The following is a 26,452-nucleotide window of genomic DNA, read 5'->3' on the forward strand; positions in this document are numbered from 1 at the left end:
ATATGCTTTGCATATCCACGACAGGTACATAGCTAACAGGGGAATATTGGAATCCAAGTATGTAATGTTTAAGGAAAATGTTTTTCCTATTGTCGTATATGCAATATGGAGAAACAAAAAGCTAGGAGTGGATTTGTTTGATAAAAAACCCCAAGGTTTTAATTTTAACTGCACATTACGGTAATGGTCATGTGCAAGTAGCGAAAACATTAGAACAAACATTTCGCCAAAAAGGAATTGAAAATGTAATTGTATGCGACTTGTTTGGAGAATCACATCCATTTATAACTGACATTACAAAATATTTATATTTAAAAAGTTATACAATAGGAAAAGAATTATATCGTTTGTTTTATTACGGGGTAGAAAAAATTTATGATAAAAAAATAGCATCTTGGTACGCAAATTTTGGAAGGAAACGTTTGAAATCACTTTTACAAGTGGAGAAACCGGATATCGTTATTAATACCTTTCCAATCATAGCTGTACCTGAGTTGAAAAAGCAAACAGGTATTTCAATCCCTGTTTATAATGTGTTGACGGATTTTTGTGTGCATAAAATATGGATTCATCGTGAAGTAGATCGTTATTTTGTAGCAACTGATCACGTGAAAAAGGTGATGGTTGATATTGGTGTACCTGCGGAACAAATTGTTGAAACTGGAATTCCAATTCGTAATAGTTTTGAGCTAAAGATAAATCAAGACATTATATATAATAAGTATCAGTTATGTAAGAATAAAAAGATTTTACTAATTGTAGCAGGTGCTCATGGGGTACTAGGAAGTGTAAAAGAACTATGCCAGTCATTTATGGCCGTACCTAATTTACAAGTAGTTGTCGTTTGCGGAAAAAATGAAGCTTTAAAACAGGATTTATTAGGATTACAGGAACAAAATTCGGATGCTTTAAAAGTATTTGGTTATGTTGAAAACATTGATGAGTTATTCCGTGTTACTTCTTGTATGATTACGAAGCCAGGTGGTATTACATTAAGCGAAGCAGCAGCATTACAAGTACCTGTCATTTTATATAAGCCTGTCCCAGGACAAGAAAATGAAAATGCGTTGTATTTTGAAAAAAAAGGAGCTGCAGTTGTAATCCGTGATGACAGTGAGGTTTTTGCAAAAACAGAGGCGTTATTACAAGATGATATGAAGCTTCTCCAAATGAAAGAAGCAATGAAAAATATTTATCGTCCTGAACCGGCATGTCATATCGTGGATACAATTTTGGAAGAAAATCATGCAGAGCCGAATCATATACCTATGAAATCACCTGCTCTTGCAGAATCATTTACTTAATATGTAACCCTCTTTTATATGTTTAAAGAGGGTTCCTTTTATTGTAAAGATTCCTTTATCCGGCTATTTGAGGGAAGTAAGACTCCCATCTCGAAATTGGGCGAATGCGAGGAAGTTAGGTGGGAGATAGCTTCCCGTAAAAGCCTTCACTTTATCCACAAAGGGATGCGCTTTCATTAGACGGTAAAGTCGGAATATTAACAACTATATCCACATTGTCCACAATTTTTAGAAAAATATCCACAATTCCAGTAGTTGATATGTGCGAAAATATATAAAAATATCAAAGTTTTTAGAAAAATATTCACAATCATATCGATGTTGTGGATAAAGTTGTCCACAACAAAAGAGTTCCCTTATGTATAAGGGAACTCTTTTAGGTTATTTCTGTCAATCGGGAAAATTATGTAATGAAAATGAATAATTAGGGGGGAAAACTTCTAATTATTCATTTTCACTTTAAATACTTTTTGAGCGATATCCCGCTGCACGATCTGCTTTTCGAAATTCTCGTTGATATAGAACTTCTTGTGTACTAGATAATGTATTTTTCGCTTTGTCACGTTTCTTTTTATCCATTACAAATCACCTCGTGTCCTAAAGTCACTATCTATCGTTTCCAAAGACATGGGGTGATATACATATATGCCAAACGGTTAATGATTAATTATTATTTCTAAAAATTTAGATTACGCTTCTTTTAAGTGGTGGGCGTCTTGGAATGTTGTATCACGCATTGTTGCAAGTGTATATTGATCTTTTGGAATTTCATATAGATTATATACTTCTTCATTTACGTTAATTTCATCATAAACGGCTTTTCTCGTTTCATTTGCTAGATTCACATATTGTAGTTTTTCGGCAGCTTTAATAGAACGAATATTTATTTTGCGAATACGCATAAAGATGGTTTCAATATCTAACTCATAGAAAAGTTCGCTAAAAAATGAATCTTTCGCCAATTTATTATAGCCTTTGCCATGGTATGGTTTTCCAAGCCATGTTCCAAGGAATCCAGCTTTTTCTTGCACATCAAATAAAGTAATTGTTCCGATAGGGTTACCCCATTCATCTAAAATTGTGCGTGAAATTAACTCTCCACGCTCTTCGGCTTCAATGGTTTGTTTCGTTAAAAATAAATATTCCTCATAAGAATAAGCCTTTTGACGCACAAAAGGGAAGACAGCTGGATCCACCATTAACTCGTATAGAACGTGGCTGTCGTGTAAGTCGCGTTTTTTCAACACACTAACTCCTCCTCACACGAGGGTAGCATGACGAAAAAGCACCCCACCCTCGAAATTTTTATATCAATCTTTAAAAAATTTCGGGGTGGGAATCGAACCCACTAGAACCAGTTTATAACGCTGGTGGCGCACCATTTGCCTTCCCCATTCATCAATTTGAAAATGATAATCACGACACAAATTGATTATGGTTTCATTCAGTTTATAATCGTATAATACTTTATCTAGTCAAAAAAATAAACTAGTTTTTTTTATTTTTTTTGTAAATTATTTTTCCGTCAATCATAGTTAGTACAGGCTTGGCTAAATAATGGAAAGGATGATGTGTCCATAACACGAGATCAGCGTCTTTTCCAACCTCAATGCTTCCAATTCTATCCTCTAAACGCAAATTTCTCGCTGGAAATATAGTGATTCCTTCCAATGCAGTTTTCTCGTCTAACCCTTCCCTTACTGCGACAGCAGCACAAACATTTAAATATTGAATTGGTGTATAAGGGTGATCAGTTGTTATAGAAACTTCTACTCCATTTTTAGATAATATATGGTAAGTATCCCATGTTTTGTTTTTTAGTTCGATTTTAGACCGGCGTGTAAGAGTGGGACCAACTGAAACTTTTAAATTGTGTTTTGAAAGCTCTTCAACAATAAAGTGTCCTTCTGTACAATGCTCAATACGTAAATCAAGATTGAATTCTGTTGCAAAGCGTAAAGCAGAACTAATATCGTCAGCACGGTGAGCGTGGATACGTACCGGTATTTCGCGGCGTAATGCTTTTAAAATAGGGAGCATTCGAAAATCAGCTTCATGCCCGTAGTGCTGTGCTTCATAGAATGATTCCCGAAGTAACCCCATAATGCCCATGCGTGTTATGGACTCTTTCGTTCCATTACTATGAACCTTTTTAGGGTTTTCTCCAAAGGCAATCTTTAAACCAGCAGGTTCTTGAATAATCATGTGATCAATACAAGTTCCAGCAGTTTTTATTACACAAGTAGTACCGCCGATAATATTTTGACTCCCAGGCATAACGTGAACAGTTGTGATCCCGTTTTGTACAGCGTCTTGAAATGCGATATCAAAAGGATGGATTCCGTCTAAAGAACGGATATGTGGTGTTGAAACTTCAGAGGTTTCATTAGCATCATTTCCAGCCCAACCAGTGCCTTCATCATAGAGACCAAGGTGAGTATGGACATCAATAAATCCAGGTAAGAGATGAAGAGCTCGCGCATCTATAACGGTCATATCTTGAGTAGGCTGAATAGAAGGTTTGACCTCAGCAATTCGTTCTCCTATAACGAGTACATCACCTTGAAACTTGGGAGATGTAATAGGATACACAATGGCTTGTTTGAGCAATATTTTCATAGGTACCTCATTTCTGTTACTTTACAATATTAATGTGATTGAAGAAAAAGTAACTGAAAGGTTATTTGTGTAGTAATGCTCTGAATCCTAGAAAATGAAAGTTTTGAAAGGGAACCCCTTGTAAAACTGTGTTTTAGAAGTACTACATTGTATGCGAAAGTATATTTTGTAATGCATGGTCTATTGTCGGAAATGTGTATTGGTACCCATGTTCAATTGCTTTACTAGGTAATACATGTTGCCCTTCTAGTACAAGTATACTCATCTCACCCAATAAAGCGTGAAGCATAAATGAAGGGACAGGTAACCAATGAGGTTTTCTCATTATAGTTGCCATGGTTTCTCCAAATTCCTTCATTCTTATAGGTAACGGGGCTGTAATATTAAGAGGACCATTAATTTCTTCTTTGTGTATGATGAAATCAATCATGCGAACGACATCATCTATATGAATCCATGATAACCATTGGTTTCCAGATCCAATTGTGCCTCCGATATAAAATTGATAGGGAAGTAGCATCTTTGGAAGAGCACCTCCGTCTGCACCTAATATGACTCCGAATCTTGCGTATATTGTTCTGATTTCAAGAGAACGTGCTTTACATGCTTCTTGCTCCCATAAAAATACTGTTTCTGCTAAAAAGTCATTTCCGGGAGTTTCTTGCTGCTCGGTAAAAGACTCTGTTTCAGAAGTTCCGTAGTATCCAATAGCACTTGCGTTAATAAATGTATGTGGTTTTGTGCTGAGTGTTTGTAGTTGTTTAATAAGTCCTCTTGTCGCTTGAATTCTACTGTTTAAAATTGCTTCTTTTTGTTTTTTTGTCCATCTACTATTGATTGACTCTCCAGCTAGATTAATAACTATATCAATAGAAGAGAGGGGGAAAGTAGGTAAATCTGGTGTCCATTGCACGTATTGAAGGTTAGGGTTTGAAGTTTCAATTTTATTTTTTCGGGTAAGGATATAGACTGTGTATCCTTTTTGAATGAAAAAAGTAGATAGATATTTGCCGATAAAGCCAGTACCACCAGAAATTGCAATTTTCATAATTATTTCCTCCTCATTATATATATTCTTGAAAAGCAAAAATGTTCCTTGACTATGTTAAAATAATAGAGAGGTGAGAGTATGGCTGTCATTACAAAAATAGAAGTGCAAAAACGATCGAAAGAGCGATTTAATATTTATATTGATAAAGGTCAAGGTGAAGAGTACGGATTTAGTGTGGATCAAGTAATTTTAATGAAACATGGATTACAAAAAGGTTTAGAAATTGATGAAATAGAGTTAGGCAATATTTTGTTCAATGAAGAGGTACAAAAAGCATATTTACAAGCAATCTCCTATTTATCCTATCAAATGAGAACGAAACAAGAAATAGAAGATTTTTTACGAAAAAAAGAAGTGGGACAGGCCATCATCTCTGAAGTCGTTTCGAAATTATTACATGATCGATATATTAATGATAAAGAGTATGCCATTTTATATACGCGAACGCAAAGTAATGTGAATCGAAAAGGTCCAACTGTTATAAAAAGAGAGCTGTTAAATAAAGGCGTTCAGGATCTAATCATTACACATAGTTTACAAGAGTATCCAAAGGAGAAGCAAATTGAAAATGCTTTGATTCTTGTAGAAAAAAAGAAAAAATCTTATCAAAAGCATTCATTTTTACAAATGAAGCTAAAGTTAGATGAAATGCTTGTTCGTAAAGGATATTCTAGAGATGTGATTCAAATTTGTTTGGAAGAATTGAAAGACGAAAAAGATGACGAAAAGCAACAAGAAGCTTTACACTATCATGGGAATAAATATTATGAGAAATATAGGAAGTATGATGGATGGACATTCGAAAATAAGATGAAACAAGCGTTATATCGAAAAGGATTTTCTATTGATGAAATAGAGATATTTTTACAAATGAAAAGTGAAGAGGGATGAGGGGAATAATAAGATGAATATGCCAAAACGCTACAGTGAAATGACACAGCATGAGCTTAGAGAAGAAATTGGCGCTTTGAAGGAGCAAGCAGTAAAGGCTGAGCAACTTGGAATTGTAAATGAATTCGATGTATTAATGAGAAAGATGGCTATGGCCCGTGCTTACATGACTGATATAAACAAATTCCATATTGGTGAGACATATGAATTAGTAGAAGAACCTGGTGTATTATTTAAAATTACGTACTTCAATGGGGTATTTGCTTGGGGTTATAAGCAAAATGATAATGAAGAGATTGGGATACCAATTTCCTTGTTGCAAGAAAAATAAAAACCAGAGAGCGAATATCTCTCTGGTTTTCATCTTTGGTAGGCGTTAAAGGAGATAGGAGATTCTAAAATTGGCGTTTTTTACACTCGTTGGCCAATATAATGAGAGACTGGGTTTGTTGCGTCTGTCCGTTAACTTGCGCTTTCGCATGTTTCGGACGAGTCCACGTATGGTTAAATAATTCAGAACGACTATCTAAACGATCACGGTAGCTCATCTTTATCACCTCGTGTAGGAAGTTAATTTTTTAGGCTGTACCTGTACTACTACTCTTCCTGCTGATTTGCAGCACGCATACGTTCTTGTGGGTGCGTGTTAATTGTGCCGTTAGGTCGTTTCGAAGCGAAGCGTGATTTCGCTTTCGGCTGACCGTCGATTTTGCTGTTGTTTTTTGACTCAGACCAAAATTCGGCTTGTTTACCCATTGCGAACGCCCTCCTCATCATCAGTTGATACCTCTTTAAGAAGTATCACTTATAGAATGTGCAAAATAGAAGAAACTATCCTTTAGAAATGAAGGGATAAATAGGTAAAAGGAGATTAGAACATGAATGATATTTATGAAGCATTAACGAAAGAATTATTAGACAAGAATGACAAGCTTTCTTACGGACAAGCTCGTGCGTGGGTTGAATTACTTTGGGAAGATTTTCAAACAACTTATGCGAAATCAGGTCGTTATCAAGGGGAGGAGATGACTGAGCAAGTAGTAAGAACATGGATTAATAATCATGGAGCGCGTCTTCATGAAATGCGTACAAATAATCCGAAATACAGCCATTTAATTAATCAAGAAGACCATTTAAAACATTAAAAAAGCGACTAAAGTCGCTTTTTTTAATGTGGAAGCAATTCCAGTTTCTTTCGAAGTTTTTCTTCGCTGAAAATCCATCCGGTATAAGAATTAATAATATTTAAATTTTGATCGAGCTGAACGATTGCAACGAATGGATAATAATCTTTACTTCGATAGCGCAAATCAATGAATCGAATTTCGTAATAGTTATCATAATCAAAAATATCCCAACGATATACAGGAGAGAAAGATAAGAAGGCCGAGATGTTTTCATCTTGTTTAGCAGCTCTCATAATAGCGTTATCTGGGAACGGTACCCGATCGAACTTATCGTATATCATAATGTTACCACGATGCCATCTCGCAACGTAGTAATAATCAGTCGTAACGACTGCTAAATGATAATGATAAAATCGATAAGAAGGAGAAATGATGATCTTCTCAACATGTTTGAAACGTTTGTGTACAACGCTTCTTATATTTCTATGCATCATAATCCGTCCGATATAGTAAACAATCATTAATATATATGCAGCTAAGGCTGTATATCCTTTATGGGAACCTACGAGCATGCAAGCAATCGCAAGTATATGGATAAAGAAAATGACAGTATCAAACGTATTAATTATGCCGAGTGCGACCCATTTTTTTGTGAAAGGCCGTAACGCTTGTGTACCGTAGGCATTGAAAATATCTACAAAGACGTGAAGAAAGACAGCTATAAATGACCAAAGTAGTAGATGAAGATATGGAGCGTCTGAAAAGAAGGCGAAAGAGATGCCGCTTATAAGGAATGACCAAAGAATTACTGCAGGAATGGAATGAGTAACCCCGCGATGATTTCTTATATATTTAGCGTTATTACGCAATTTTAAAACTGTATCGATGTCAGGAATATTGGAACCAGCAATTGTAGCGAGCATAACTGCTTGTGGTCCAATATCACTTTGCGCTATAGCTGGGTCTAATGTTGCCAAACTACCTAAAGTGACACCCATAACAAGGTGAGTGGCTGTGTCCATAGAAATCCACCTCCGTTTTTTATTAATGTAACTCTTTTTATTCGATACCTCAAGTCCTTTGCCTTCTATTTCCTATGTCATCTTACTTAAATTTTTTCCTAAAAATCTTTATAATAGTACGTATATGCAAAAAAATGAGGGGGATCAAGTTTGACACTTGAAATATTAGAAAAATTTAACATAGAGCAGTTTCAAAATGATTTAATTGGTTGGTTTGAAAAAGAGCAACGCGACTTACCGTGGCGAAAAAATAAAGATCCATACCGTGTTTGGGTTTCGGAAATTATGTTACAGCAAACAAGGGTAGAAGCTGTAAAACCATATTACGCAAATTTTATGGGGAAGTTCCCTACGTTGGAAGCTTTAGCAAATGCTGATGATGAAGAAGTATTAAAAGCATGGGAAGGTTTAGGGTACTATTCTAGAGCACGAAATTTACACACGGCTGTAAAAGAGGTAAAAGAAGTATATGGCGGGATAGTACCGAGTGATGTAAAGAAAATTGAAAAATTAAAAGGAGTGGGACCATATACAAAAGGTGCAATCTTAAGTATCGCATATGGTATACCAGAGCCAGCAGTTGACGGAAATGTTATGCGCGTGTTATCCCGTATTTTATCAGTATGGGATGACATTGCAAAACCGAAAACTAGAAAAGTGTTTGAAGAGATTGTGCGGGAAATTATTTCAGCTGAAAATCCATCTTATTTTAACCAAGGTTTGATGGAATTAGGTGCACTAATTTGTATTCCTAAAAATCCAGCATGCTTACTTTGTCCTGTACGTGAGCATTGTAGGGGATATGCTGAAGGTGTTCAAAAAGAACTACCAGTAAAAAGTAAAGCGAAAGCTCCTACAATGGTACCGCTTGTTGCAGGAGTACTTCAAACTGAAGATGGTCGTTACGTTATTAATAAACGTCCAAGTAGCGGATTATTAGCTAATATGTGGGAGTTTCCGAATATTGAACTTGGTGAAGGGATTCGAAGTCAGAAAGAACAGCTTATAGATTATATGAAGGAAAAGTTTGAGCTTTCGATTTCTATTGATGAGTACGCAATGAATGTGCAACATACGTTTACGCATCGCACCTGGGATATATTCGTATTTTACGGAAAAGTAACTGGTGATATTGTTGAAACAGATACATTAAAGTTTGTATCGAAAGAAGCATTTGAGCAGTTACCTTTCTCTAAATCGCATCGTACGATTTATGAGAGTTGTGTTGAGCAAATTACAATGCAATAAACAAAAAAAGTGTTCCCTAGATTGGGAACACTTTTTTAATCGTAAGAAATTTTTGTCCCATGAGTCCAACTGGCATTACCTTCTTGTAAGCCACCTCTTGATTCAATTTCTATTACAATTTCTTTATAAATACTTTGACCTTCTGCGTTTAAATAGGGCAAAATTTGTTGTAATGAATGATGAAAATAAGCTAATTCATCTTCTTTCCATTCATTTTTTGAAATCATCGTTAGTTCAGTCATATCGCGTCCTATATACATATTTCCACCTCCGTACCCTATAGTTTGAATGAGTATTAAGAGATATATGCGGAAATTTTTCAACAGAAAATTACGGATAGTTTCCGAGTGAATTGGTTACATTATTGGTTGTGGAGGTGAGAAAGATGAGTAAAAAACAACAAGGTTATAACAAGGCAACTTCTGGTGCTAGCATTCAAAGTACAAATGCTAGTTATGGTACAGAGTTTGCGACTGAAACAAATGTACAAGCATTAAAACAAGCAAACGCACAATCAGAAGCAAAGAAAGCACAAGCTTCTGGTGCACAAAGTGCAAACGCTAGTTATGGTACAGAATTTGCAACTGAAACAGACGTGCATGCTGTGAAAAAACAAAATGCAAAATCAGCTGCAAAACAATCACAATCTTCTAGTTCAAACGAGTAATGAAAGAAAAACACTTCTCCAATTCGAGAGAAGTGTTTTCTTTGTGTGCGGGTCATTGTAATGAAAAGAAAGTGAACGACATAACTTCTAATAAGTCAACAAATGTAGTCAAAGGAGAAGGAAGTTAAAGATTAGAAATATGTAATTAGGAATAATAACTAATGAATAAATCTAAAAGGGGGTAAGTAATGAAGGATTTTGATAAGTTGGTAGGAGAGCAATTGGAAACGATGGATGAGCTGTTAAAATTGCAATCACACTTAGAGAAGTATCAGCAAATTGAAGTGAGTGAAAAGGATACGTGCGATAAAAAAGACTTACATTTTATTCGCCAAGAAATATATAGAACAGAAATAGCATTGAAACTATTACATGAAAAATTCGAAAAGCAAACGAATAGTGTGATTAAATCTTTTGAAACTGAAAAAATGATTTCAAATTTAGGATAAGATATGTTCTTACCTTCAGATGAAAAGTCCTTCTTAACATGAAAATAAGGAAGGGCTTTTTCTGTTATTATTTCCTCATTTATAAATGAGTCAGGAAAAGCCTCAGTAGGGATATGGTATTCAACAATAAACATGCAGTGTGAAAAATAGAGTCTTGTCGCTTTAGTTTTAAAATTTCGACAAAAAAGTTATAATAGAAAAAAAGTGAATGCAGTTCAAAGGATAGTTGATTTAATTTAAGAAGGGCATTTGCAGTTGAAAGAAGGGAGCATATATGGCATTTCCCAAAGAAGGAGAAAAAGTACAAATACATAGTTATAAACATAATGGCTCCATTCATAGAATGTGGGAAGAGACAACGATTTTAAAAGGGACACAGAGTCTTGTAATTGGAGCGAATGATCGAACAATAGTTACAGAATCAGATGGCCGAACATGGGTTACTCGGGAACCTGCAATTTGTTATTTTCATGCAAACTATTGGTTTAATGTGATTGGGATGCTAAGAGAAGAGGGCGTATATTATTATTGTAATTTAAGTTCTCCTTTTGCATATGATTCAGAAGCATTAAAGTATATTGATTATGATTTAGATATTAAAGTGTATCCAGATATGACATATACACTGTTAGATGAAGATGAGTATGAAAAGCATAGTCAAATCATGCAATATCCACCTGTTATTGATACAATTTTAAAGCGAAATGTAGCACATTTAACGCAGTGGATTCATCAAAGAAAAGGTCCATTTGCACCAGATTTCGTAGATATGTGGTATGAGAGATATTTAATGTACAGAAATTAAAACAAACCTGCAGGGGATTTCCCGGCAGGTTTGTCCTATTAGAGGGGGGATTATGTGCAAGGTATAAAAAGATATTTACAATTTGTTAAACCATATAGATGGCTTATTGCTATTACAATTGTTATCGGTCTAGTTAAGTTCGGTATCCCGCTTATTATGCCATGGTTATTAAAGTATATTATCGACGATGTAATCCAAGGTGGGGGTTCACTTCAAGATAAAACGTCCCAATTAATAACGGCGATTGGGATAGCCTTTTTTATTTTTGCAGTATTAAGGCCACCGATTGAATATTATCGTCAATATTTCGCGCAACGTATCGCGAATACAATACTATATGATTTGCGGAAACATATTTTTGGTCACTTGCAAAAATTGAGCTTGCGTTATTATTCGAATACAAAAACAGGAGAGCTTATTTCACGTGTAATCCATGATGTAGAGCAAACGAAGGATTTTGTAATTACCGGTTTAATGAATGTTTGGTTAGATACTGCGACAATTGCGATTGCTATTATTGTTATGTTTTCTATGAACATAAAGTTAACGTTTGTTGCTTTATTGATTTTACCTATTTATGTTGTTGCGGTGAAATATTTTTTCGGACGTCTTCGAAAATTGACGAAAGAACGTTCACAAGCGTTAGCAACTATGCAAGGTTATTTACATGAACGTATTCAAGGAATGCAAGTGACGCGTAGCTTTGCATTAGAAGAGTATGAGGGTAAGCAGTTTGAAAAAAGAAATAATGAATTTTTAACGAAAGCATTAACGCATACAAGTTGGACGGCGAGAACATTTTCGGCAGTAAATACTTTAACTGATTTAGGCCCGTTACTTGTCATTGGTTTTGCAGCATATGAAGTAATTCAAGGTCAGTTAACGCTAGGGACTATGGTAGCTTTTGTTGGTTATATGGATAGTTTATATAGTCCGCTTCGCCGCCTTGTTAATTCATCTACAACATTAACGCAATCTTTCGCCTCGATGGATCGAGTGTTTGAACTGTTAGATGAAAAGTACGATATTGTTAATGTGCCAAATGCGGTACAAGCGAAAAAATTAAATGGAGAAATTGTATTTGATAATGTGTCTTTTCGTTATAATGCAGATGAAAAAGAGATATTACATAACTTGTCATTAACTATGCGGCCAGGAGAGAAGGTAGCACTTGTAGGAGCGAGTGGGGGAGGAAAGTCATCTCTTGCTAGTTTAATTCCGCGTTTCTATGATGTTTCGGAAGGGTCAGTTTATGTAGATGGGATAGATGTAAGAAAGTATGATATGAGAAATTTACGTAGCCATATTGGAATTGTACTGCAAGATAATTTATTATTTAGCGATACAATCGGAGCTAATATTTTATATGGAAATCCGAAAGCTAAAGAGACAGAAGTGATTGCAGCAGCCAAAGCCGCGCAAATTCATGATTTTATTATAGAGTTACCAGATGGTTATAATACTGTTGTTGGAGAACGTGGTGTGAAGTTATCTGGTGGGCAAAGGCAACGTGTAGCAATTGCGCGAGTATTTCTAAAGAATCCATCGTTACTTATATTAGATGAAGCAACTTCTGCTTTAGATTTAGAAAACGAACGGTATATTCAAGAGGCACTTCAAACGTTAGCTGCTGATCGGACGACGATTATAATTGCACATCGATTAGCAACGATTACGCATGTTGATACAATTATTTACATTGAAGATGGTGAAATTAAAGAAACAGGTTCTCATGAAGAGTTAATGAAAAAAAGGGGATTCTATTACAATTTATATCAACTTCAAAATATAACAGAAACAGCTCCTTTAGCGTAAAAGGAGCTGTTTTTTTATTCGTCTTCTTTTTTATCATCGATTTGGAGTTCTGTTTCTGGTTTATGGTATGTGTAGAAGCTATCCACAAGTAAATCTAAATGCTCTACTTCTTCACTATAATTAATAATTGAAGAAATAAGAGGGAATAGATGTAACCATGTTTTATATGCTTCCTCATCATCTTTGTTTTGATACTCCATAAAGATATCAATTAATTCTTGTTTACCTGTTTCAACTTCATCAAGCATCTCAACGGATTGTTGTTTCTTTGCTTTACCAATAAATTTTAATAAAACTTGTTCATGATAATGCGTTAATGAGTCAAGTTCGTTTTGAATAGATTCCTGAAATTCTTCTGGCATATAGCGCAGTTCATTTTCAGTGCGATGTAATGATTTTAACGTACTTAAAGCACGGCTTGTCGTCGCTAACATTTGTCTGAATAAAACGAGCTTACGAATTTTTGCGAACTGTACTTTTTTCGTGTAGCTTCTTTCTTCTTTATACAGCAAATAGTAATGGTTTAGTTTGATCATTTTTTCTTTCATACGATCAATATCAGTTTTTAACGTTGTAAAGTCAGAAGCTTGCCTGCTATTCATTCGAATCCATTTCACAATTTCCTCTGTATTATCAACGATACGATGATAAAGCTTTGTTTCGTATTTTGGCGGCATAAACACTAAATTTACAATTGAAGCCGCAATAATTCCGATCATAATCGTCGCAAAGCGAAGTAAGGCAAAACTAAAGAAATCTTCGCCTTGATACTCCATAATGGCGATAACTGTTACTAAAGCAATTGATATTGTGTTTTCTAATCGTAATTGTAATGTAAGAGCAATTACTAATATACATGTTAATCCAATAATAAAAGGATTATGTCCAAAAGCAGTAGCAAATACGATAGCGAATACCGCACCAATTACGTTTGCTTGAATTTGTTCAAGTGCAGTTAAATATGAACGATATACAGACGGTTGAACAGCGAATATAGCTGAGATTCCCGCAAATACCGGACTCGGTAAGTGAAGTAAAATACAAGCAAATAAAGCTAATGTGATGGCAATACCCGTTTTTAAAATGCGAGCACCAAGTTTCATACCCTTAATAAGATCCTTTCTCTTGTCATAATGAATGTACAACATGATACTATACATTCATTACAATATGTTAGCAAGTGATATTTTAGTGATATAAAAAAAGAAATTAAGATTCATTTATCCCGCTATTTGCGGGCAGTAGAACTCCTACCTCAAAGTTCGGCTAGAGCAAAGGAGTTAGGTGGGAGTCGGGCTGCCCGTAAATGCCCGATTGGTGTGGGCTAATAATCAGTGGGGGATGAACAAAACCCCCACTGATTAAAGTTTCACTTTATAATTTTTTCCTAATTCTTTTTAAACATTAATTTTTAGTAAAAAAACCTGCTGAATTTCAGCAGGTTTCAAATTGTTACTATAGATTACTATGAGAAGTATACTTCGTCAATTTTTTATTGAAAATAAAAAGGGTATATATCACTCAGTTGAGATAGATGGATCAGCCTGCTCCTTTTTCGGGATAATTTCAAAAAATTGCTGCTGCATATCATCTAGTAACGGGGTTAACAAAGCAACTTCCTCATATTGCTCATGCTCATTTAATACACGAATATAATCTAGCAATAGTTCAGTTACATCTTGCACACCATTTTTACTAATTGATTGTAATGTAACATTTGCACCTTTTGCGATTCTTCTTTTTAAGGCTTTTTCTGTTAAACCTAAGTTTGAATCATGACGTAAATAAACAACACCACCAGTCATACCAGCACAGATCCATGGACCAGGATCTCCTAAAACAAGAGCCCGCCCATTTGTCATATATTCAAAAGCGAAACCTTTAATATTCGAGTATGATCCTATATTTCCTTGCTCTTTTTCACGGAGTGGTTTTGTCATTCTCCCTCCAATTATCATGTCTGCTCCAGAAAGGCGAATACCAGCACGAGCGTCGGCATTACCTTGCACGTATAATGCACCTTTTTGTGCACCATATCCAAATCCTTTTCCGACAGACCCATTATAATATGTTCCATTTTTACCTTTTGCTTTCGTTATATAAATGCCACCGCCAAATGAAGTTTTGCCAATGCCATCTTGTGCGCCGCCATTTACGTGTATAAATAAGTTTTCACTATTGTAAGCACCTAATCCATTTCCAGGAACAGAGCCATTTGTATACTTTAATGTAAGTGGTTCAAGCTTTGTATCTTCATATAATTTACTACGAACGCGATAACAAGATTCTAAACCGCCCATAACTCGTTGTTCTACGCCAACTCCTACTAATTCTTTTGAGTGAGGAGAATGCACTGTTTCAAATTGTTTTTCTTCCACAGATACTCTTGTTGTAACAGTTGAATTTTCTATCGTTTGTAGTAAATTACATAACTCTAACAAATCTTGACCTCGAACTTGTTCTAATAAATCGGAACGCCCGACAATTTCTTGTAAATTTGTATAACCGAGTTGCCCTGTTAACCGTTTTAATTCTAAACCGAAAGTGGTGAATAAATTTAATAGGCCAGCAACTGCGCTTTCTAATTCGCGCGGGACGAAGCGGCGTAATCCATGTTCTTTCGCTTGTGCTTCAGATTCAATTTGTGTTGCAATTCCAACGTGGCAAGTATCTAGATGACAACCACGGCAAGTTGTACAGCCGATGGCAATCATTGATAATGTACCAAACCCAATACGGTTTGCTCCAAGAAGCATGATTTTTAAGGCATCATTTACACTTCGAATACCACCATCTGCCCAAATTTCTACTTTATGTCTCATACCTGCTTCTAGTAGAGCGTTGTGAGCAGCTTTAACACCGATTTCTACTGGAAGACCTACATGTTGTAATGCATGAATACGTGCAGCCCCTGTTCCGCCGTCAAATCCGCTAATGTTAATAAAATCAGCGCCAGCTTTAGCGATACCGACAGCAATTGTTCCAATGTTAGGAACGACAGGGACTTTTACGGCTACTTTTGCAAGTTGATTAGCCGTTTTAATTTCTGTAATCATTTGAGCTAAATCTTCAATCGAATAAATATCATGGTTGTTAGAAGGCGAAATTAAATCTGATCCAATTGTAGCGTTACGTGCCTCAGCAATTTTTGCGGTTACTTTAGAACCTGGTAAATGTCCGCCTTCGCCAGGTTTTGCGCCTTGACCGATTTTTATTTCAATTAAATTTGATGAATTTAGTAGTTCAGCGTTTACTCCAAATCGGCCAGATGCAACTTGTTGTCCACGTGTATTTGGGTATTTGCCAATCATATCTTTAATTTCGCCGCCTTCACCGTTCAAACTAATCATATTTAGCTGATCGGCAGCTTCTGCATATGCACGAAAGGCAATTTCATTTTGAGAACCGAATGACATGGAACTAATAATAAACGGTAAATCATGATTTTGAATGCTAATAGACACTTCTTCAGCCGGAACGACATGCTTTGTTTGTTTCGTTTGAACAAGGTGTCTGATTGCAATCGGATTATTGTCTTCTAATTCACTTAACTTTTCGCGGTAATCATCATAAGAATTTCCTTTTGCAACATCACCAATTGCTTTCCAAATCCGTGGGAATATATGAAATGATTTTCGCATTCTAATTTTAGGGTTGTTATAATCATTTGCCCGCGATTTCGCATCTTTAGCAAGCGATTCAAGTGAAAAAGCTAAATCATTTGAACCGAAGAAATTCGTAATTTGTAATATATTTGCGATTTCCTCATGTAATCCGATAGAGGAATAGAGGCGGCCGTAACCACGTAACTCATGAATTCCAATTGTTGAAATGACTTTCTCTAGTCCTTTATTAAGTGCATTATACAGATTCATAATTGGTGTTTTTGATCCATCATTTACGGTCGCGAACAATAAATATGGATTAATACTGTCTGCTCCTAATCCATATAGTGTGACGATATCGTGTAAGGAACGAAGGGCACCAGAACGTATAACGAGAGAACAGTTTCTGCGTAATTTATTTTCACTTAATACTTGATGTACTTTAGCGGTAACTAAATGTGGATCCATCCATAACTGTTCATTTAGATGAGCTTTTGCGTCATCTAATAATAGTAGGGAAGCACCATTGTTAACGGCAGCTATCGCTTCGGAACTAATTCGATTTAATGCGCATTGTAAAGTTTCTAACGGACTGAAGGTGGCAGAAATTGTAGCGATAGAACTATGTGTAACGAACAACTGTATAAGTTGTTCGTACGTAATTGTGTGCAATTCCTCTGCGATAGATTGTGCAACACTTCCTTCTAAAATAATCGGTGAAAGCATCTCAACTACAAATGGCTGTTTAGCGCCGCTTAATAAACTTGGACGCTCTCCAAGTATCGTCCGTGTGGAGAAGTGTTCGACCTCTCGATCGCGATCGATTGCTGGATTTGTAACAACGGCTACACTTTCCTTAATAAAGTCAGCAATATTTCGTCTATCCGTATCGAGTGCAGCAAGTGGCGAGTCATGACCAAGTGACCGAATTGGCTCAACTCCTTTTGTTGCCATCTGTTCAAGGAGCTGAATATGCTCTCGATCCCACCCGAAAGAAACGTACTGTTTCGTTTCAACTTGAACAGAATCACATAATCCTTGGATTTCTTTCGCTTCAGGGATAGATAAGTTTAAATGATAATTGTTAACATCGATTCGTTTTTGGAAACGATTATATACTTCAATTTGGTATTTGTCGTATTCATAAAGAACAAGTTCATCTTGTTCATTCCATTTTAATCCGACCTTTTCTCCAGGAGCGAGTGGTTTCGGTTCTTCTACATATTCGGTTGGTGATACAACTCCAGGTTCAGAAGAGAAAATATAAGAGCTTTCTGTTTCTACTTTCCATACTGGTCGTAGGCCAAGGGAATCGACGCTGAATACAGCTTCATCTTTATAGCGTGAAATAATGCCAGCTGGTCCTTGTGCGAAATGTCCCCAAGCTTCTCTTATATAAGTGTATAAGTTTTGTAAGTTTGTTTCGTATAGTTTTATTTCATTAATAATTGGTGGGAATAGTATATCCATCGCTTCAAATAAGCTGTAGTTATATTGAACAAGAAGAGTCTCTAAGGTGCGGTTTAAATCTTGGGAGTCACTTCCCCCTGCCGTTAGTGGTACATGAATCATTTCGGCTTGATCACGTAATTTGGCAATTGTATTAATTTCACCATTATGTCCGAGAATGCTAAATGGTTGTACACGAAAAAAATTAGATAATGTATTAGTAGAATAGCGATTATGTCCTAATGTCATAGTTGAAGCGATAAGTGGGTGTTGTAAATCGTTGTAATAGGCAACAAGTGTATCTCCAGCACCTAGAACTTTATATACAACATGATCACGACTTAATGAAGCAACGTGAATCGCTTCGTTTTCCTCTATTTTTATCGTTACAGCAAATAATGTTTGCTCAATACTTTTAACTTCATTTTCAGCGATAAGGGCAACTTGCCAAAATAAAGGTTCTTCCTGTTTACCAAGTGGACCGAGTGCATCGGAATTTATTACATCATCACTTTCGAAAATAATAGTAAAGTTTTCATTGTTTAATTGCGTACGAATGTAATTTTTTAAGTCAACAATATTTTCTTTTTTGTTTAGAAAAAAATGTCCAACGATAAAGTGGGGATGATCCACAATCGTTGGATTATATCCGCTACTTTTCAATTTTTCGTTCCAAAGTACTTTTGGTAAATCAATATGGATTCCAATACCATCGCCTTCGCCATTGATGAAACCAGCTCTATGGTTCATTTTGATTAGTGATTGTATACAAAGGTCGATATTTTCTTTTGTAGGAATTTTTCTTTTTTCCATAACGGAAACGATTCCACACGCATCATGTTCTGCATTTTTATAATCTCGAAATAAAGACGGTGTCCATGTATTTTTTTTATTGAGCATCCGTCAATCCCCCTTCTTGTAAAAGATTGAATAATCTTACTATTTAAGGTGTAAATCACCTTGTACACAGAGATAATAACGATCTAAAAGAATATAAAACAGATAATTATGAATAATTATACTATTAATGCGGGATTTATGAAATAGAAAAAAGGAAAAAAGAAAGGTAACCTTTCTTTTTTCCTTGTAATGACAGTATTATTTATTGTCTGCTAAAGCAGCAAATGCTCTTCCAACAGCTTCGATTGTATATTCGATATCTTCTTGTGTATGTTCTGTCGTTAAGAACCATGCTTCATATTTAGATGGTGCTAAATTAATACCTTCTTGGAGCATAAGTTTGAAGAATCTACCGAACATTTCACCATCTGTATTTTTGGCTGCATCGTAATCTTCAATTGTATTTGTCGTGAAGTATACAGTTAATGCACCCTTTAGGCGGTTTACTGTAATATCGATATTATGTTTTGTAGCTTGCTCTAAAATTCCTTTTTCAAGCATTGCGCCAAGTTCATCTAATTTCTCGTATACGCCTTCTTGTTGAAGAACTTCTAGACAAGCGATACCAGATGCCATAGAAGCAGGATTTCCTGCCATTGTACCAGCTTGATATGCAGGTCCAAGCGGGGCAACTTGTTCCATAATTTCTTTCTTACCACCGTAAGCGCCAATTGGAAGTCCGCCGCCGATAACTTTACCAAGTGCAGTTAAGTCTGGTGTTACGCCAAGTAAGTCTTGAGCACCACCGTACATAAAGCGGAAAGCAGTAATAACTTCATCATAAATTACTAATGCACCAGCTTCATGGACAAGCTCATTTACTTTCTCAAGGAATCCAGGTTTAGGCTCTACAATACCGAAGTTTCCAACGATTGGCTCTACAAGGATAGCTGCTACTTCATGTCCCCATTTATCTAACGCTTCTTTTAAAGTTTCTACATTATTAAAGGGAACGGTAATAACCTCTTGTGCAATACTTTGTGGCACACCAGCTGAATCAGGAGTTCCAAGAGTAGAAGGGCCAGAACCAGCTGCTACAAGTACTAAATCGGAATGACCGTGGTAACAACCAGCAAATTTCATAATTTTTGTGCGACCAGTGTAAGCGCGGGCAACACGAATGGTTGTCATAACGGATTCTGTACCAGAGTTTACGAAGCGGACTTTATCTAATGCAGGCATTGCTTCTTTTAACATTTTTGCAAATTTTACTTCTAGTGCTGTTGGCGTTCCGTATAGTACACCATTTTCAGCAGCTGTTGTAATTGCTTTTGTTATATGGGGGTGAGCATGTCCAGTAATAATAGGACCGTATGCTGCTAAATAATCGATATATTTATTTCCATCTACATCCCAGAAATAAGCACCTTTTCCACGTTCCATTGCAACGGGAGAACCGCCTCCAACTGCTTTGAAAGAACGAGAAGGACTATTAACACCACCAACGATATGTTCTAAAGCTTCTTTATGTAATGCTTCTGATTTCGTGAAATTCACTACAATTCATCTCCTTACAAAAATCTATGTATTATTCTAACATGTTTTTAGAAAAGACGTATTGTTTGTGATAGAAGGAGCAGTTGGGTAAACTATTCGTTGTGACATTTAGGAAGGGGGTCCGATTATGAAATCGGTAATTGAGGTACAAGGGTTACGTAAAGAGTTTACAGCCTATTCAAGTCGTCCGGGATTAAAGGGTGCATTTCGCGATTTATTAAATCGTAATTATAAAATAGTACCAGCAGTAAATGATGTGTCTTTTACTGTGAAGCAAGGTGAAATGGTTGGTTATATTGGTGAGAATGGTGCTGGTAAATCAACGACGATTAAAATGCTTACAGGGATTTTGACTCCGACTTCAGGGCAAATCACGGTGAACGGAATGAATCCACATAAACAAAGAGAAGAATTTGTGAGAACAATTGGTGTTGTTTTTGGTCAGCGCTCTCAGCTTTGGTGGGATATTGCGGTACAAGAATCGTTTCGTTTATTGAAGAAAGTGTACGGTGTTTCAGACACTCAGTATAAGGAACATATGGAGCACGTAATCGAAACGTTAGATATTGGTCCTTTATTAGATAAGCCTGTCCGAAAGTTATCTCTTGGCCAAAGGATGCGCTGTGAATTAGCGGCAGCATTAATTCATAATCCACCGTTACTATTTTTAGATGAGCCAACAATAGGGCTAGATGTTCTTGTGAAATTGAAAATACGTGAATTCTTAAAAGAGATGAATGAACGTTATAAAACAACAATTTTATTAACAACACATGATATTACTGACATTGAAGCTTTATGTGAGCGCGTTATCATGCTGGATGAAGGAAATATTATGTATGACGGTTCTTTAAATAACCTTCGCACACAGTGGGGAGCAGAGAAGGAAATCCATTTTCAATTTGTCGCTCCAGTTTCTTATCAGATGTTATCGATGGTTATGCCAGATAGTCAAGTCGTTTGGTCAAAAGCGAAAGAGGAAAATGCGTGGGTTGCAAAAATACCGAATGAAGAAATTATTATTTCAATGCTTATTTCTAAAGTAGTACAAGCTTTTCAAATTAAAGATTTAAAAATTAACGAAGTGTCTACAGAGGAAATAATTCGTAACATTTATGAAGAAGGTATTAAGCATGGGTAAGTATATTGAAATGATTCGCATTCGCTTTTTAATGATGCTTGCTTATCGTACAAATTATTACAGCGGGATTTTAATTTATACGATTAATATCGGTGCGTATTATTTTTTATGGCAAGCGATTTATAGCGGGAAAGAGAATATTGAAAGTTTATCTATTTCGCAAATGACTACGTATATTGCGATCGCATGGATGGCACGTGCTTTTTATTTCAATAATATAGATAGAGAAATTGCGATGGAGATTCAAGAAGGGCGTGTGGCGGTAGAACTAATTCGTCCATATAACTATTTAGGAATGAAAGTTATGCAAGGTCTTGGCGAAGGGATATTTCGTTTTGCGTTCTTTTCAATCCCAGGTATGGTCATCGTTACTTTGTTATTTTCATTACAAATTACAACGAATTTTCAAACGTGGTTATATTTCTTCTTATCGTTAATATTTAGCTTTATCATTAATACACAAATAAACTTAATGACGGGAATGCTTACATTCTTCTTATTTAATAATAGTGGAATTATGTATGCAAAACGTGTTGTGATTGATTTATTTTCTGGTTTATTATTACCGATTAGTTTTTATCCATTATGGGCCCAAAAAGCAATGGTGTTTTTACCGTTTCAAGCAATTAGTTATATTCCGAGTATGATTTTCTCTGAAGGTATACAGGGAAGTAAGTTATATGAAGCTTTGTTATTTCAAGTAATTTGGGCAATTATACTTATTATTCCAATTGTACTCATGTGGAAAACGGCGAGAAAACGTCTAATTGTACAAGGGGGATGATAGGATGCTATATATAAAATTATTTTTGCAATACGCAAGCCAATATATAAAAACTAAATTAGAGTATCGAGGCGATTTTATCGTCGGATTACTTTCGGATTTATCACTACAAGCGGTTAATTTAATCTTTATTCTCGTAGTATTTGGGCATACACAAGCATTAAAAGGATGGAGCCGAGAAGAAGTCATCTTTATTTATGGTTTCTTTTTAGTACCGTTTGCCATTTTTTCAGCATTCTTTAACATATGGGACTTTAATGATCGTTACATTATTAAAGGTGAAATGGATCGTGTATTGACGAGACCAATTCATAGCTTATTTCAAATTATATTAGAAAGAATGGAACTTGAATCTTTAATTGGAGCGGTTACAGGAATTATTGTAATGGGATACGCAGCAGTGGAACTAAATTTATCCTTTTACTGGTATGATTTCTTCCTATTCTTACTGATGGTAGGAGGAGGAGCGCTTGTGTATGGCGGGATATTTGTTACGCTTGCGAGCCTTGGTTTTTGGTCGGATGCGAAAAGTTCCATTATGCCGCTTATGTATAACATAGGTAATTATGGCCGCTATCCTGTTAATATTTATAACCGTGTAATTCGTTTCATTTTAACGTTTGTTTTACCATTTGCATTTGTTGGAGTATACCCAGCGGCGTACTTCTTAAGAAAAACAGAGTGGAATAGCTATGCATTTGCAACGCCAATTGTTGGTGTCATTTGCTTTACTATTGCAATTACTCTCTGGAATCAAGGGGTAAAACGATATCGTGGTGCGGGGAATTAATTATAGAAGCTTGTTCGTTTCAAAGGGATAAATCAGCCGCCCATCTCATACATATAAAATGAGGTGGAGGACATGTTATGGGGATTTATTCTATTAATTGCAGCAGTAGCTATTTTAAGAAGTGTCCAATTATTATGGAGTTCGTATTCAGATTCAAAACGTTTCTTTTCGTTATATAATTTAGCCTCGTTATTTTTAATTTATACAACAGTACTGATTGCATTTGGATTAAGTTATGTTGTATTAGAGGAAATGGGTTTTACAGTTTTGAAAGAAGATGGTGAAAGGTTGACCGCTCATTCTTTTCAGCTTGTTGAAATTTGTTTATATTTTAGTGCAGTCACTTTATTGTCCGTTGGATATGGTGATATAGCTCCGATTGGAATAGGGAGATGGATTGCAATCGGAGAAGCACTAATTGGATATACATTACCGTTTGCTTTTGTGATGAGGTCTGTAATAGACAATGAAAAATAAGATCGCATTTGATATAGTAAAAGAAACAATAAGGAGTGATAATAATGATTACAGTAGGAGAAATGGCACCGGAATTCACGTTAGAAGGAAGTAACGGAGAACAAGTTCGCTTAGCTGACTTTCGCGGGAAAAATGTAGTTCTATATTTTTATCCGAAAGATATGACTCCAGGGTGTACAACAGAAGCATGTGATTTTCGTGATGCATATGGATTATTTCAAGAGAAGGATACGGTTATTCTTGGTGTAAGCCCTGACTCAGCGAATAGACATTTGAAATTCATTGAGAAGCATGAACTTCCATTTACACTTTTAGTAGATGAAGATCATAAAGTGGCAGAATTGTACGATGTTTGGAAATTGAAAAAGAACTTCGGGAAAGAGTATATGGGAATCGAACGCTCGACATTTCTTATTAATAAAGACGGTGAACTTGTAAAAGAGTGGCGTAAGGTAAAAGTAAAAGGGCATACCGAGGACGTTCTTTCTTATATAAAGTAAACCTATAGTGGAGGTAAAATATATAGAAGTAAGGCAAGTGTCTATACATATTTTATCGTCTTACATAAAGTGGAAGTGTAGGGCATACCTCCTCAGATGATAGTATTCCAAGTGCGATTATGTCGCACTTTTTTCTATGTAAATGTATAGAAACTGGGGAAAGATACATAAGAATAAGGCTATATACAAAAATAAACCACATACTTATAGTAGAAATATTGACGATTTATAAGAAAAGGAGTACACTCTTTATAAGAATTATAAAATAATAATCCGTATAGAATCGGGGTGCATGACGGTGGTCAAAGAAGAATTAAAAGAAGCGCTAGAAATGCTGAAAAATACGGGTGTACGCATTACTCCACAGCGTCATGCTATTTTAGAGTACCTTGTGGAATCTATGACGCACCCAACAGCGGATGACATTTATAAAGCATTAGAAGGTAAGTTTCCAAATATGAGTGTTGCAACTGTTTATAATAACTTACGTGTATTTAAAGAAGTTGGACTTGTAAAGGAATTAACTTATGGAGACGCTTCAAGTAGATTTGATTATGTTACAAGTCAACATTATCATGTGATTTGTGAAAAATGTGGTAAGATTGTTGATTTTCCTTATGGAGGATTGGAACAGCTTGAAGAGGAAGCTGCGAAAACGACAGGCTTCGTTATTAATAGTCATCGCTTAGAAATTTATGGCGTTTGTCCAGAGTGTCATAAGGCGTAATATATAATAAAAAAAGAGGCTGACGGTTACGTCAGCCTCTTTTTTTATTATATAAAGGTATCTTATGTTTATTTGGAATTTCAGCGTTAAGTGGAAAGGCCCATGAGAGCAAGTTAAGTTAGTAAGAGGGTTAGATAAAACTGCGTCGAATAGATTTTATGTAGTGAAAATAACATCTTGGGGGATGCGCTTTGAAAACATATGAGATTAAAAATAACATTCCAACATTGGAAGAATACAAGTATTTATGTGACTCTGTCGGGTGGACTAATTATATGAATTTTGAAGTGGTGGAAACATCATTTCAAAATTCTATTTACTGCGTCACAGTCAATGATAATAATCGAATTGTGGGTATGGGGAGAATTGTTGGTGATGGGGCTATCTATTTCTATATTCAAGATATAGTGGTTCATCTAGATTATCAAAAGAATGGTATTGGAAAGAAAATAATGAGTGCTTTAGTTGAATACTTAAATCAGACTGCACCGGATAAAGCGTTTGTTGGTTTGTTTGCATCAGAAGGTAAAACGTCATTCTATGAAAAATATAATTTTAAAGATTACTCACCCAACATGACGGGGATGTTTACTGTAATATCGAGAAAATAGACATAATAAATTTTAGAAGAAGACAGTAAGCGATATGAAAGGCATCGTTTTTCCAATAGCCTTTTTCCTTATTAAACTAACGGGAACTTCAGTTTAATAAGGAAAAATTAAAAAGTCGATTTCTTGGTTAAGAAATCGACTTTTTAATGAGTTGAAACTTCTTTAGCTTTGTAAATAGAACTGTACCCTATATCCCTATAATTTATAGCTCTTCTTATTATATTTCTCATCAAATTCTTTTCCTTCTAGATTTCGATCAAGTGTTAAAGGTTGATTGCAATGCATACATGCGTCGACACGACCGAGCATTTTTGTTGGTTTATCGCAGCTTGGACAAATGATTTGTATAGTCTTTGTAGATAACATACCAATCCAAAAGTAAACGACAGTACTAGCGATAACAGCTAAAAAACCAACCATCATAAATGTTGTCATAATAATAATGTTGTCGCGGAAAAAGACACCTAAGTATGCAATGAAGAGGCCGATAAATACTAAACTTAATGCAAAGGTCCGAATTTTATTGATTTTGTTTGAATATTTAATGCTCATTCTCACCACACTCCTATAATAATAATATAACACAAAATTTAGAATTTTCATTCGCTGGAGATTATGTTAAAGCGATAAGGTATGAAATAAGGAGGAATGAAGAACAAACGGAAATAATGATGGTTATCAAAGGTTTTTTAACTCCTTAACGGGATGTGAAATTTTTTTATAAAAAGTATTGACCCCATATATACTGCGTGATATATTAATAAACGTCGCTGATGCGAAAACGCAGAAAACGACAAGAAAGAAATTGAAAAACTTAGTTGACATCGAAAAACGAAGATGTTAACATAAGGAAGTCGCAAATGAGCGACCGAGTAGTTCTTTGAAAACTGAACGAAACAAACAACGTGAAACGTCAATTTTTATTTTTAGATGCTAGACAAACTAACTTTATTGGAGAGTTTGATCCTGGCTC

28 protein-coding genes and 1 rRNA gene (1 of these 29 only partly in view) are annotated in these 26,452 nt (G+C 35.5%); 17 read left to right on the forward strand and 12 right to left on the reverse strand.

Going from position 1 to position 26,452, the window contains the following annotated elements; genetic code table 11:
• The first annotated feature begins 137 nt into the window (after positions 1 to 137).
• The gene (locus MHH42_RS02550; RefSeq protein ID WP_000594698.1) at positions 138 to 1,304 is read left to right on the forward strand and encodes a diglucosyl diacylglycerol synthase; all 1,167 of its coding nucleotides are present in this window, start codon (positions 138 to 140) and stop codon (positions 1,302 to 1,304) included.
• Positions 1,305 to 1,763: 459 nt separating this feature from the next.
• On the opposite strand, the gene MHH42_RS02555 is transcribed toward MHH42_RS02550, so the two are convergent.
• The 4 genes from MHH42_RS02555 to MHH42_RS02570 all read right to left on the reverse strand — a co-directional run bounded on the left by MHH42_RS02555 (position 1,764) and on the right by MHH42_RS02570 (position 4,971).
• Positions 1,764 to 1,883, reverse strand: coding sequence for a YfhE family protein (locus MHH42_RS02555; protein ID WP_000358484.1), 120 nt, complete (start codon positions 1,881 to 1,883; stop codon positions 1,764 to 1,766).
• 110 nt (positions 1,884 to 1,993) lie between these two features.
• Positions 1,994 to 2,551 (reverse strand): GNAT family N-acetyltransferase, encoded by a 558-nt coding sequence (locus MHH42_RS02560; RefSeq protein ID WP_000914740.1) that lies wholly within the window; start codon positions 2,549 to 2,551, stop codon positions 1,994 to 1,996.
• Between the two features lie 241 nt (positions 2,552 to 2,792).
• Positions 2,793 to 3,923, reverse strand: coding sequence for an amidohydrolase (locus MHH42_RS02565; RefSeq protein WP_000698290.1), 1,131 nt, complete (start codon positions 3,921 to 3,923; stop codon positions 2,793 to 2,795).
• Positions 3,924 to 4,065: 142 nt separating this feature from the next.
• Entirely contained in the window at positions 4,066 to 4,971 is a 906-nt protein-coding gene (locus tag MHH42_RS02570; protein WP_000684404.1) for a TIGR01777 family oxidoreductase, read from the reverse strand.
• An 81-nt stretch (positions 4,972 to 5,052) separates the two neighbouring features.
• Between MHH42_RS02570 and recX the strand changes: the two genes are divergently transcribed.
• Positions 5,053 to 5,865 (forward strand): recombination regulator RecX, encoded by an 813-nt coding sequence (gene recX / locus MHH42_RS02575; RefSeq protein WP_000268511.1) that lies wholly within the window; start codon positions 5,053 to 5,055, stop codon positions 5,863 to 5,865.
• A gap of 13 nt (positions 5,866 to 5,878) precedes the next feature.
• Positions 5,879 to 6,196 carry a YfhH family protein gene (locus MHH42_RS02580; RefSeq protein ID WP_001057037.1) on the forward strand — a complete coding sequence of 106 codons (318 nt, stop codon included), beginning with the start codon at positions 5,879 to 5,881 and terminating at the stop codon, positions 6,194 to 6,196.
• Positions 6,197 to 6,260: 64 nt separating this feature from the next.
• On the opposite strand, the gene MHH42_RS02585 is transcribed toward MHH42_RS02580, so the two are convergent.
• Positions 6,261 to 6,413: a YpzG family protein gene (locus MHH42_RS02585; protein ID WP_000122093.1), complete on the reverse strand. Its 153-nt coding sequence runs from the start codon at positions 6,411 to 6,413 to the stop codon at positions 6,261 to 6,263.
• A gap of 49 nt (positions 6,414 to 6,462) precedes the next feature.
• The gene (locus tag MHH42_RS02590) at positions 6,463 to 6,621 is read right to left on the reverse strand and encodes a small, acid-soluble spore protein K (RefSeq protein WP_000517891.1); all 159 of its coding nucleotides are present in this window, start codon (positions 6,619 to 6,621) and stop codon (positions 6,463 to 6,465) included.
• A 122-nt stretch (positions 6,622 to 6,743) separates the two neighbouring features.
• On the opposite strand from MHH42_RS02590, the gene MHH42_RS02595 reads away from it, so the two are divergent.
• Complete coding sequence (locus MHH42_RS02595; protein WP_000998161.1) at positions 6,744 to 7,010, forward strand: YfhJ family protein; 267 nt, start codon at positions 6,744 to 6,746, stop codon at positions 7,008 to 7,010.
• A 23-nt stretch (positions 7,011 to 7,033) separates the two neighbouring features.
• On the opposite strand, the gene MHH42_RS02600 is transcribed toward MHH42_RS02595, so the two are convergent.
• Positions 7,034 to 8,014 (reverse strand): metal-dependent hydrolase, encoded by a 981-nt coding sequence (locus MHH42_RS02600; protein WP_000379139.1) that lies wholly within the window; start codon positions 8,012 to 8,014, stop codon positions 7,034 to 7,036.
• 150 nt (positions 8,015 to 8,164) lie between these two features.
• Between MHH42_RS02600 and mutY the strand changes: the two genes are divergently transcribed.
• Entirely contained in the window at positions 8,165 to 9,262 is a 1,098-nt protein-coding gene (gene mutY / locus MHH42_RS02605; RefSeq protein WP_000171374.1) for an A/G-specific adenine glycosylase, read from the forward strand.
• A 35-nt stretch (positions 9,263 to 9,297) separates the two neighbouring features.
• Here mutY and MHH42_RS02610 read toward each other — a convergent pair whose 3' ends face one another.
• On the reverse strand, positions 9,298 to 9,522 hold the full coding sequence (locus MHH42_RS02610; protein WP_000275432.1) for a hypothetical protein: 225 nt from the start codon (positions 9,520 to 9,522) through the stop codon (positions 9,298 to 9,300).
• Between the two features lie 125 nt (positions 9,523 to 9,647).
• Here MHH42_RS02610 and MHH42_RS02615 point away from each other — a divergent pair, with 125 nt between their 5' ends.
• The 4 genes from MHH42_RS02615 to MHH42_RS02630 all read left to right on the forward strand — a co-directional run bounded on the left by MHH42_RS02615 (position 9,648) and on the right by MHH42_RS02630 (position 12,998).
• Positions 9,648 to 9,929: a gamma-type small acid-soluble spore protein gene (locus tag MHH42_RS02615; protein ID WP_340892867.1), complete on the forward strand. Its 282-nt coding sequence runs from the start codon at positions 9,648 to 9,650 to the stop codon at positions 9,927 to 9,929.
• Between the two features lie 188 nt (positions 9,930 to 10,117).
• On the forward strand, positions 10,118 to 10,378 hold the full coding sequence (locus tag MHH42_RS02620) for a YgaB family protein (protein WP_000651154.1): 261 nt from the start codon (positions 10,118 to 10,120) through the stop codon (positions 10,376 to 10,378).
• Positions 10,379 to 10,652: 274 nt separating this feature from the next.
• Positions 10,653 to 11,183 carry a nucleoside tri-diphosphate phosphatase gene (ntdP, locus tag MHH42_RS02625; RefSeq protein WP_000885402.1) on the forward strand — a complete coding sequence of 177 codons (531 nt, stop codon included), beginning with the start codon at positions 10,653 to 10,655 and terminating at the stop codon, positions 11,181 to 11,183.
• Between the two features lie 54 nt (positions 11,184 to 11,237).
• Positions 11,238 to 12,998: an ABC transporter ATP-binding protein gene (locus tag MHH42_RS02630; RefSeq protein ID WP_001161636.1), complete on the forward strand. Its 1,761-nt coding sequence runs from the start codon at positions 11,238 to 11,240 to the stop codon at positions 12,996 to 12,998.
• A gap of 14 nt (positions 12,999 to 13,012) precedes the next feature.
• On the opposite strand, the gene MHH42_RS02635 is transcribed toward MHH42_RS02630, so the two are convergent.
• The 3 genes from MHH42_RS02635 to hemL all read right to left on the reverse strand — a co-directional run bounded on the left by MHH42_RS02635 (position 13,013) and on the right by hemL (position 20,449).
• The gene (locus MHH42_RS02635) at positions 13,013 to 14,101 is read right to left on the reverse strand and encodes an aromatic acid exporter family protein (RefSeq protein WP_087969380.1); all 1,089 of its coding nucleotides are present in this window, start codon (positions 14,099 to 14,101) and stop codon (positions 13,013 to 13,015) included.
• 414 nt (positions 14,102 to 14,515) lie between these two features.
• Positions 14,516 to 18,952, reverse strand: a complete 4,437-nt coding sequence (locus MHH42_RS02640) for a glutamate synthase-related protein (protein ID WP_016107479.1) — start codon at positions 18,950 to 18,952, stop codon at positions 14,516 to 14,518.
• A gap of 198 nt (positions 18,953 to 19,150) precedes the next feature.
• On the reverse strand, positions 19,151 to 20,449 hold the full coding sequence (gene hemL / locus MHH42_RS02645; RefSeq protein WP_001011872.1) for a glutamate-1-semialdehyde-2,1-aminomutase: 1,299 nt from the start codon (positions 20,447 to 20,449) through the stop codon (positions 19,151 to 19,153).
• A gap of 127 nt (positions 20,450 to 20,576) precedes the next feature.
• On the opposite strand from hemL, the gene MHH42_RS02650 reads away from it, so the two are divergent.
• From MHH42_RS02650 to MHH42_RS02680, 7 genes are all read left to right on the forward strand, one after another.
• Complete coding sequence (locus tag MHH42_RS02650) at positions 20,577 to 21,590, forward strand: ABC transporter ATP-binding protein (protein WP_000843664.1); 1,014 nt, start codon at positions 20,577 to 20,579, stop codon at positions 21,588 to 21,590.
• Positions 21,583 to 22,374 (forward strand): ABC transporter permease, encoded by a 792-nt coding sequence (locus MHH42_RS02655; protein WP_000521522.1) that lies wholly within the window; start codon positions 21,583 to 21,585, stop codon positions 22,372 to 22,374. The genes MHH42_RS02650 and MHH42_RS02655 overlap by 8 nt, the downstream gene beginning before the upstream one ends.
• Before the next feature lie 4 nt (positions 22,375 to 22,378).
• Entirely contained in the window at positions 22,379 to 23,164 is a 786-nt protein-coding gene (locus MHH42_RS02660) for an ABC transporter permease (protein ID WP_000965746.1), read from the forward strand.
• Between the two features lie 72 nt (positions 23,165 to 23,236).
• The gene (locus tag MHH42_RS02665; RefSeq protein WP_000964354.1) at positions 23,237 to 23,641 is read left to right on the forward strand and encodes a potassium channel family protein; all 405 of its coding nucleotides are present in this window, start codon (positions 23,237 to 23,239) and stop codon (positions 23,639 to 23,641) included.
• A gap of 44 nt (positions 23,642 to 23,685) precedes the next feature.
• A complete protein-coding gene (gene bcp / locus MHH42_RS02670) occupies positions 23,686 to 24,141 on the forward strand; it encodes a thioredoxin-dependent thiol peroxidase (protein WP_000633719.1) in 456 nt (151 codons plus the stop codon).
• A 298-nt stretch (positions 24,142 to 24,439) separates the two neighbouring features.
• Positions 24,440 to 24,868 carry a peroxide-responsive transcriptional repressor PerR gene (gene perR, locus MHH42_RS02675; RefSeq protein WP_000237831.1) on the forward strand — a complete coding sequence of 143 codons (429 nt, stop codon included), beginning with the start codon at positions 24,440 to 24,442 and terminating at the stop codon, positions 24,866 to 24,868.
• Positions 24,869 to 25,059: 191 nt separating this feature from the next.
• Complete coding sequence (locus MHH42_RS02680) at positions 25,060 to 25,479, forward strand: GNAT family N-acetyltransferase (RefSeq protein ID WP_340892869.1); 420 nt, start codon at positions 25,060 to 25,062, stop codon at positions 25,477 to 25,479.
• A 195-nt stretch (positions 25,480 to 25,674) separates the two neighbouring features.
• On the opposite strand, the gene MHH42_RS02685 is transcribed toward MHH42_RS02680, so the two are convergent.
• Positions 25,675 to 26,031, reverse strand: a complete 357-nt coding sequence (locus tag MHH42_RS02685) for a YgzB family protein (RefSeq protein ID WP_000025051.1) — start codon at positions 26,029 to 26,031, stop codon at positions 25,675 to 25,677.
• Positions 26,032 to 26,427: 396 nt separating this feature from the next.
• Here MHH42_RS02685 and MHH42_RS02690 point away from each other — a divergent pair.
• Positions 26,428 to 26,452, forward strand: a 16S ribosomal RNA gene (locus MHH42_RS02690) (it continues 1,527 nt past the right edge of the window).

Origin of the sequence: Bacillus sp. FSL L8-0099, from assembly GCF_038006385.1 — a bacterium.
Lineage (GTDB): Bacteria > Bacillota > Bacilli > Bacillales > Bacillaceae_G > Bacillus_A > Bacillus_A toyonensis.

What these genes read in the sequence shown, in the direction of transcription:
- MHH42_RS02555 (WP_000358484.1), bottom strand. Translation starts at nt 1,883, where the DNA reads ATGGATAAAAAGAAACGTGACAAAGCGAAAAATACATTATCTAGTACA.
- MHH42_RS02565 (WP_000698290.1), bottom strand. Translation starts at nt 3,923, where the DNA reads ATGAAAATATTGCTCAAACAAGCCATTGTGTATCCTATTACATCTCCC.
- MHH42_RS02570 (WP_000684404.1), bottom strand. Translation starts at nt 4,971, where the DNA reads ATGAAAATTGCAATTTCTGGTGGTACTGGCTTTATCGGCAAATATCTA.
- recX (WP_000268511.1), top strand. Translation starts at nt 5,053, where the DNA reads ATGGCTGTCATTACAAAAATAGAAGTGCAAAAACGATCGAAAGAGCGA.
- MHH42_RS02580 (WP_001057037.1), top strand. Translation starts at nt 5,879, where the DNA reads ATGAATATGCCAAAACGCTACAGTGAAATGACACAGCATGAGCTTAGA.
- MHH42_RS02585 (WP_000122093.1), bottom strand. Translation starts at nt 6,413, where the DNA reads ATGAGCTACCGTGATCGTTTAGATAGTCGTTCTGAATTATTTAACCAT.
- MHH42_RS02590 (WP_000517891.1), bottom strand. Translation starts at nt 6,621, where the DNA reads ATGGGTAAACAAGCCGAATTTTGGTCTGAGTCAAAAAACAACAGCAAA.
- MHH42_RS02595 (WP_000998161.1), top strand. Translation starts at nt 6,744, where the DNA reads ATGAATGATATTTATGAAGCATTAACGAAAGAATTATTAGACAAGAAT.
- MHH42_RS02600 (WP_000379139.1), bottom strand. Translation starts at nt 8,014, where the DNA reads ATGGACACAGCCACTCACCTTGTTATGGGTGTCACTTTAGGTAGTTTG.
- MHH42_RS02610 (WP_000275432.1), bottom strand. Translation starts at nt 9,522, where the DNA reads ATGTATATAGGACGCGATATGACTGAACTAACGATGATTTCAAAAAAT.
- MHH42_RS02615 (WP_340892867.1), top strand. Translation starts at nt 9,648, where the DNA reads ATGAGTAAAAAACAACAAGGTTATAACAAGGCAACTTCTGGTGCTAGC.
- MHH42_RS02620 (WP_000651154.1), top strand. Translation starts at nt 10,118, where the DNA reads ATGAAGGATTTTGATAAGTTGGTAGGAGAGCAATTGGAAACGATGGAT.
- ntdP (WP_000885402.1), top strand. Translation starts at nt 10,653, where the DNA reads ATGGCATTTCCCAAAGAAGGAGAAAAAGTACAAATACATAGTTATAAA.
- MHH42_RS02635 (WP_087969380.1), bottom strand. Translation starts at nt 14,101, where the DNA reads ATGAAACTTGGTGCTCGCATTTTAAAAACGGGTATTGCCATCACATTA.
- MHH42_RS02640 (WP_016107479.1), bottom strand. Translation starts at nt 18,952, where the DNA reads ATGCTCAATAAAAAAAATACATGGACACCGTCTTTATTTCGAGATTAT.
- MHH42_RS02650 (WP_000843664.1), top strand. Translation starts at nt 20,577, where the DNA reads ATGAAATCGGTAATTGAGGTACAAGGGTTACGTAAAGAGTTTACAGCC.
- MHH42_RS02655 (WP_000521522.1), top strand. Translation starts at nt 21,583, where the DNA reads ATGGGTAAGTATATTGAAATGATTCGCATTCGCTTTTTAATGATGCTT.
- MHH42_RS02660 (WP_000965746.1), top strand. Translation starts at nt 22,379, where the DNA reads ATGCTATATATAAAATTATTTTTGCAATACGCAAGCCAATATATAAAA.
- MHH42_RS02665 (WP_000964354.1), top strand. Translation starts at nt 23,237, where the DNA reads ATGTTATGGGGATTTATTCTATTAATTGCAGCAGTAGCTATTTTAAGA.
- bcp (WP_000633719.1), top strand. Translation starts at nt 23,686, where the DNA reads ATGATTACAGTAGGAGAAATGGCACCGGAATTCACGTTAGAAGGAAGT.
- MHH42_RS02685 (WP_000025051.1), bottom strand. Translation starts at nt 26,031, where the DNA reads ATGAGCATTAAATATTCAAACAAAATCAATAAAATTCGGACCTTTGCA.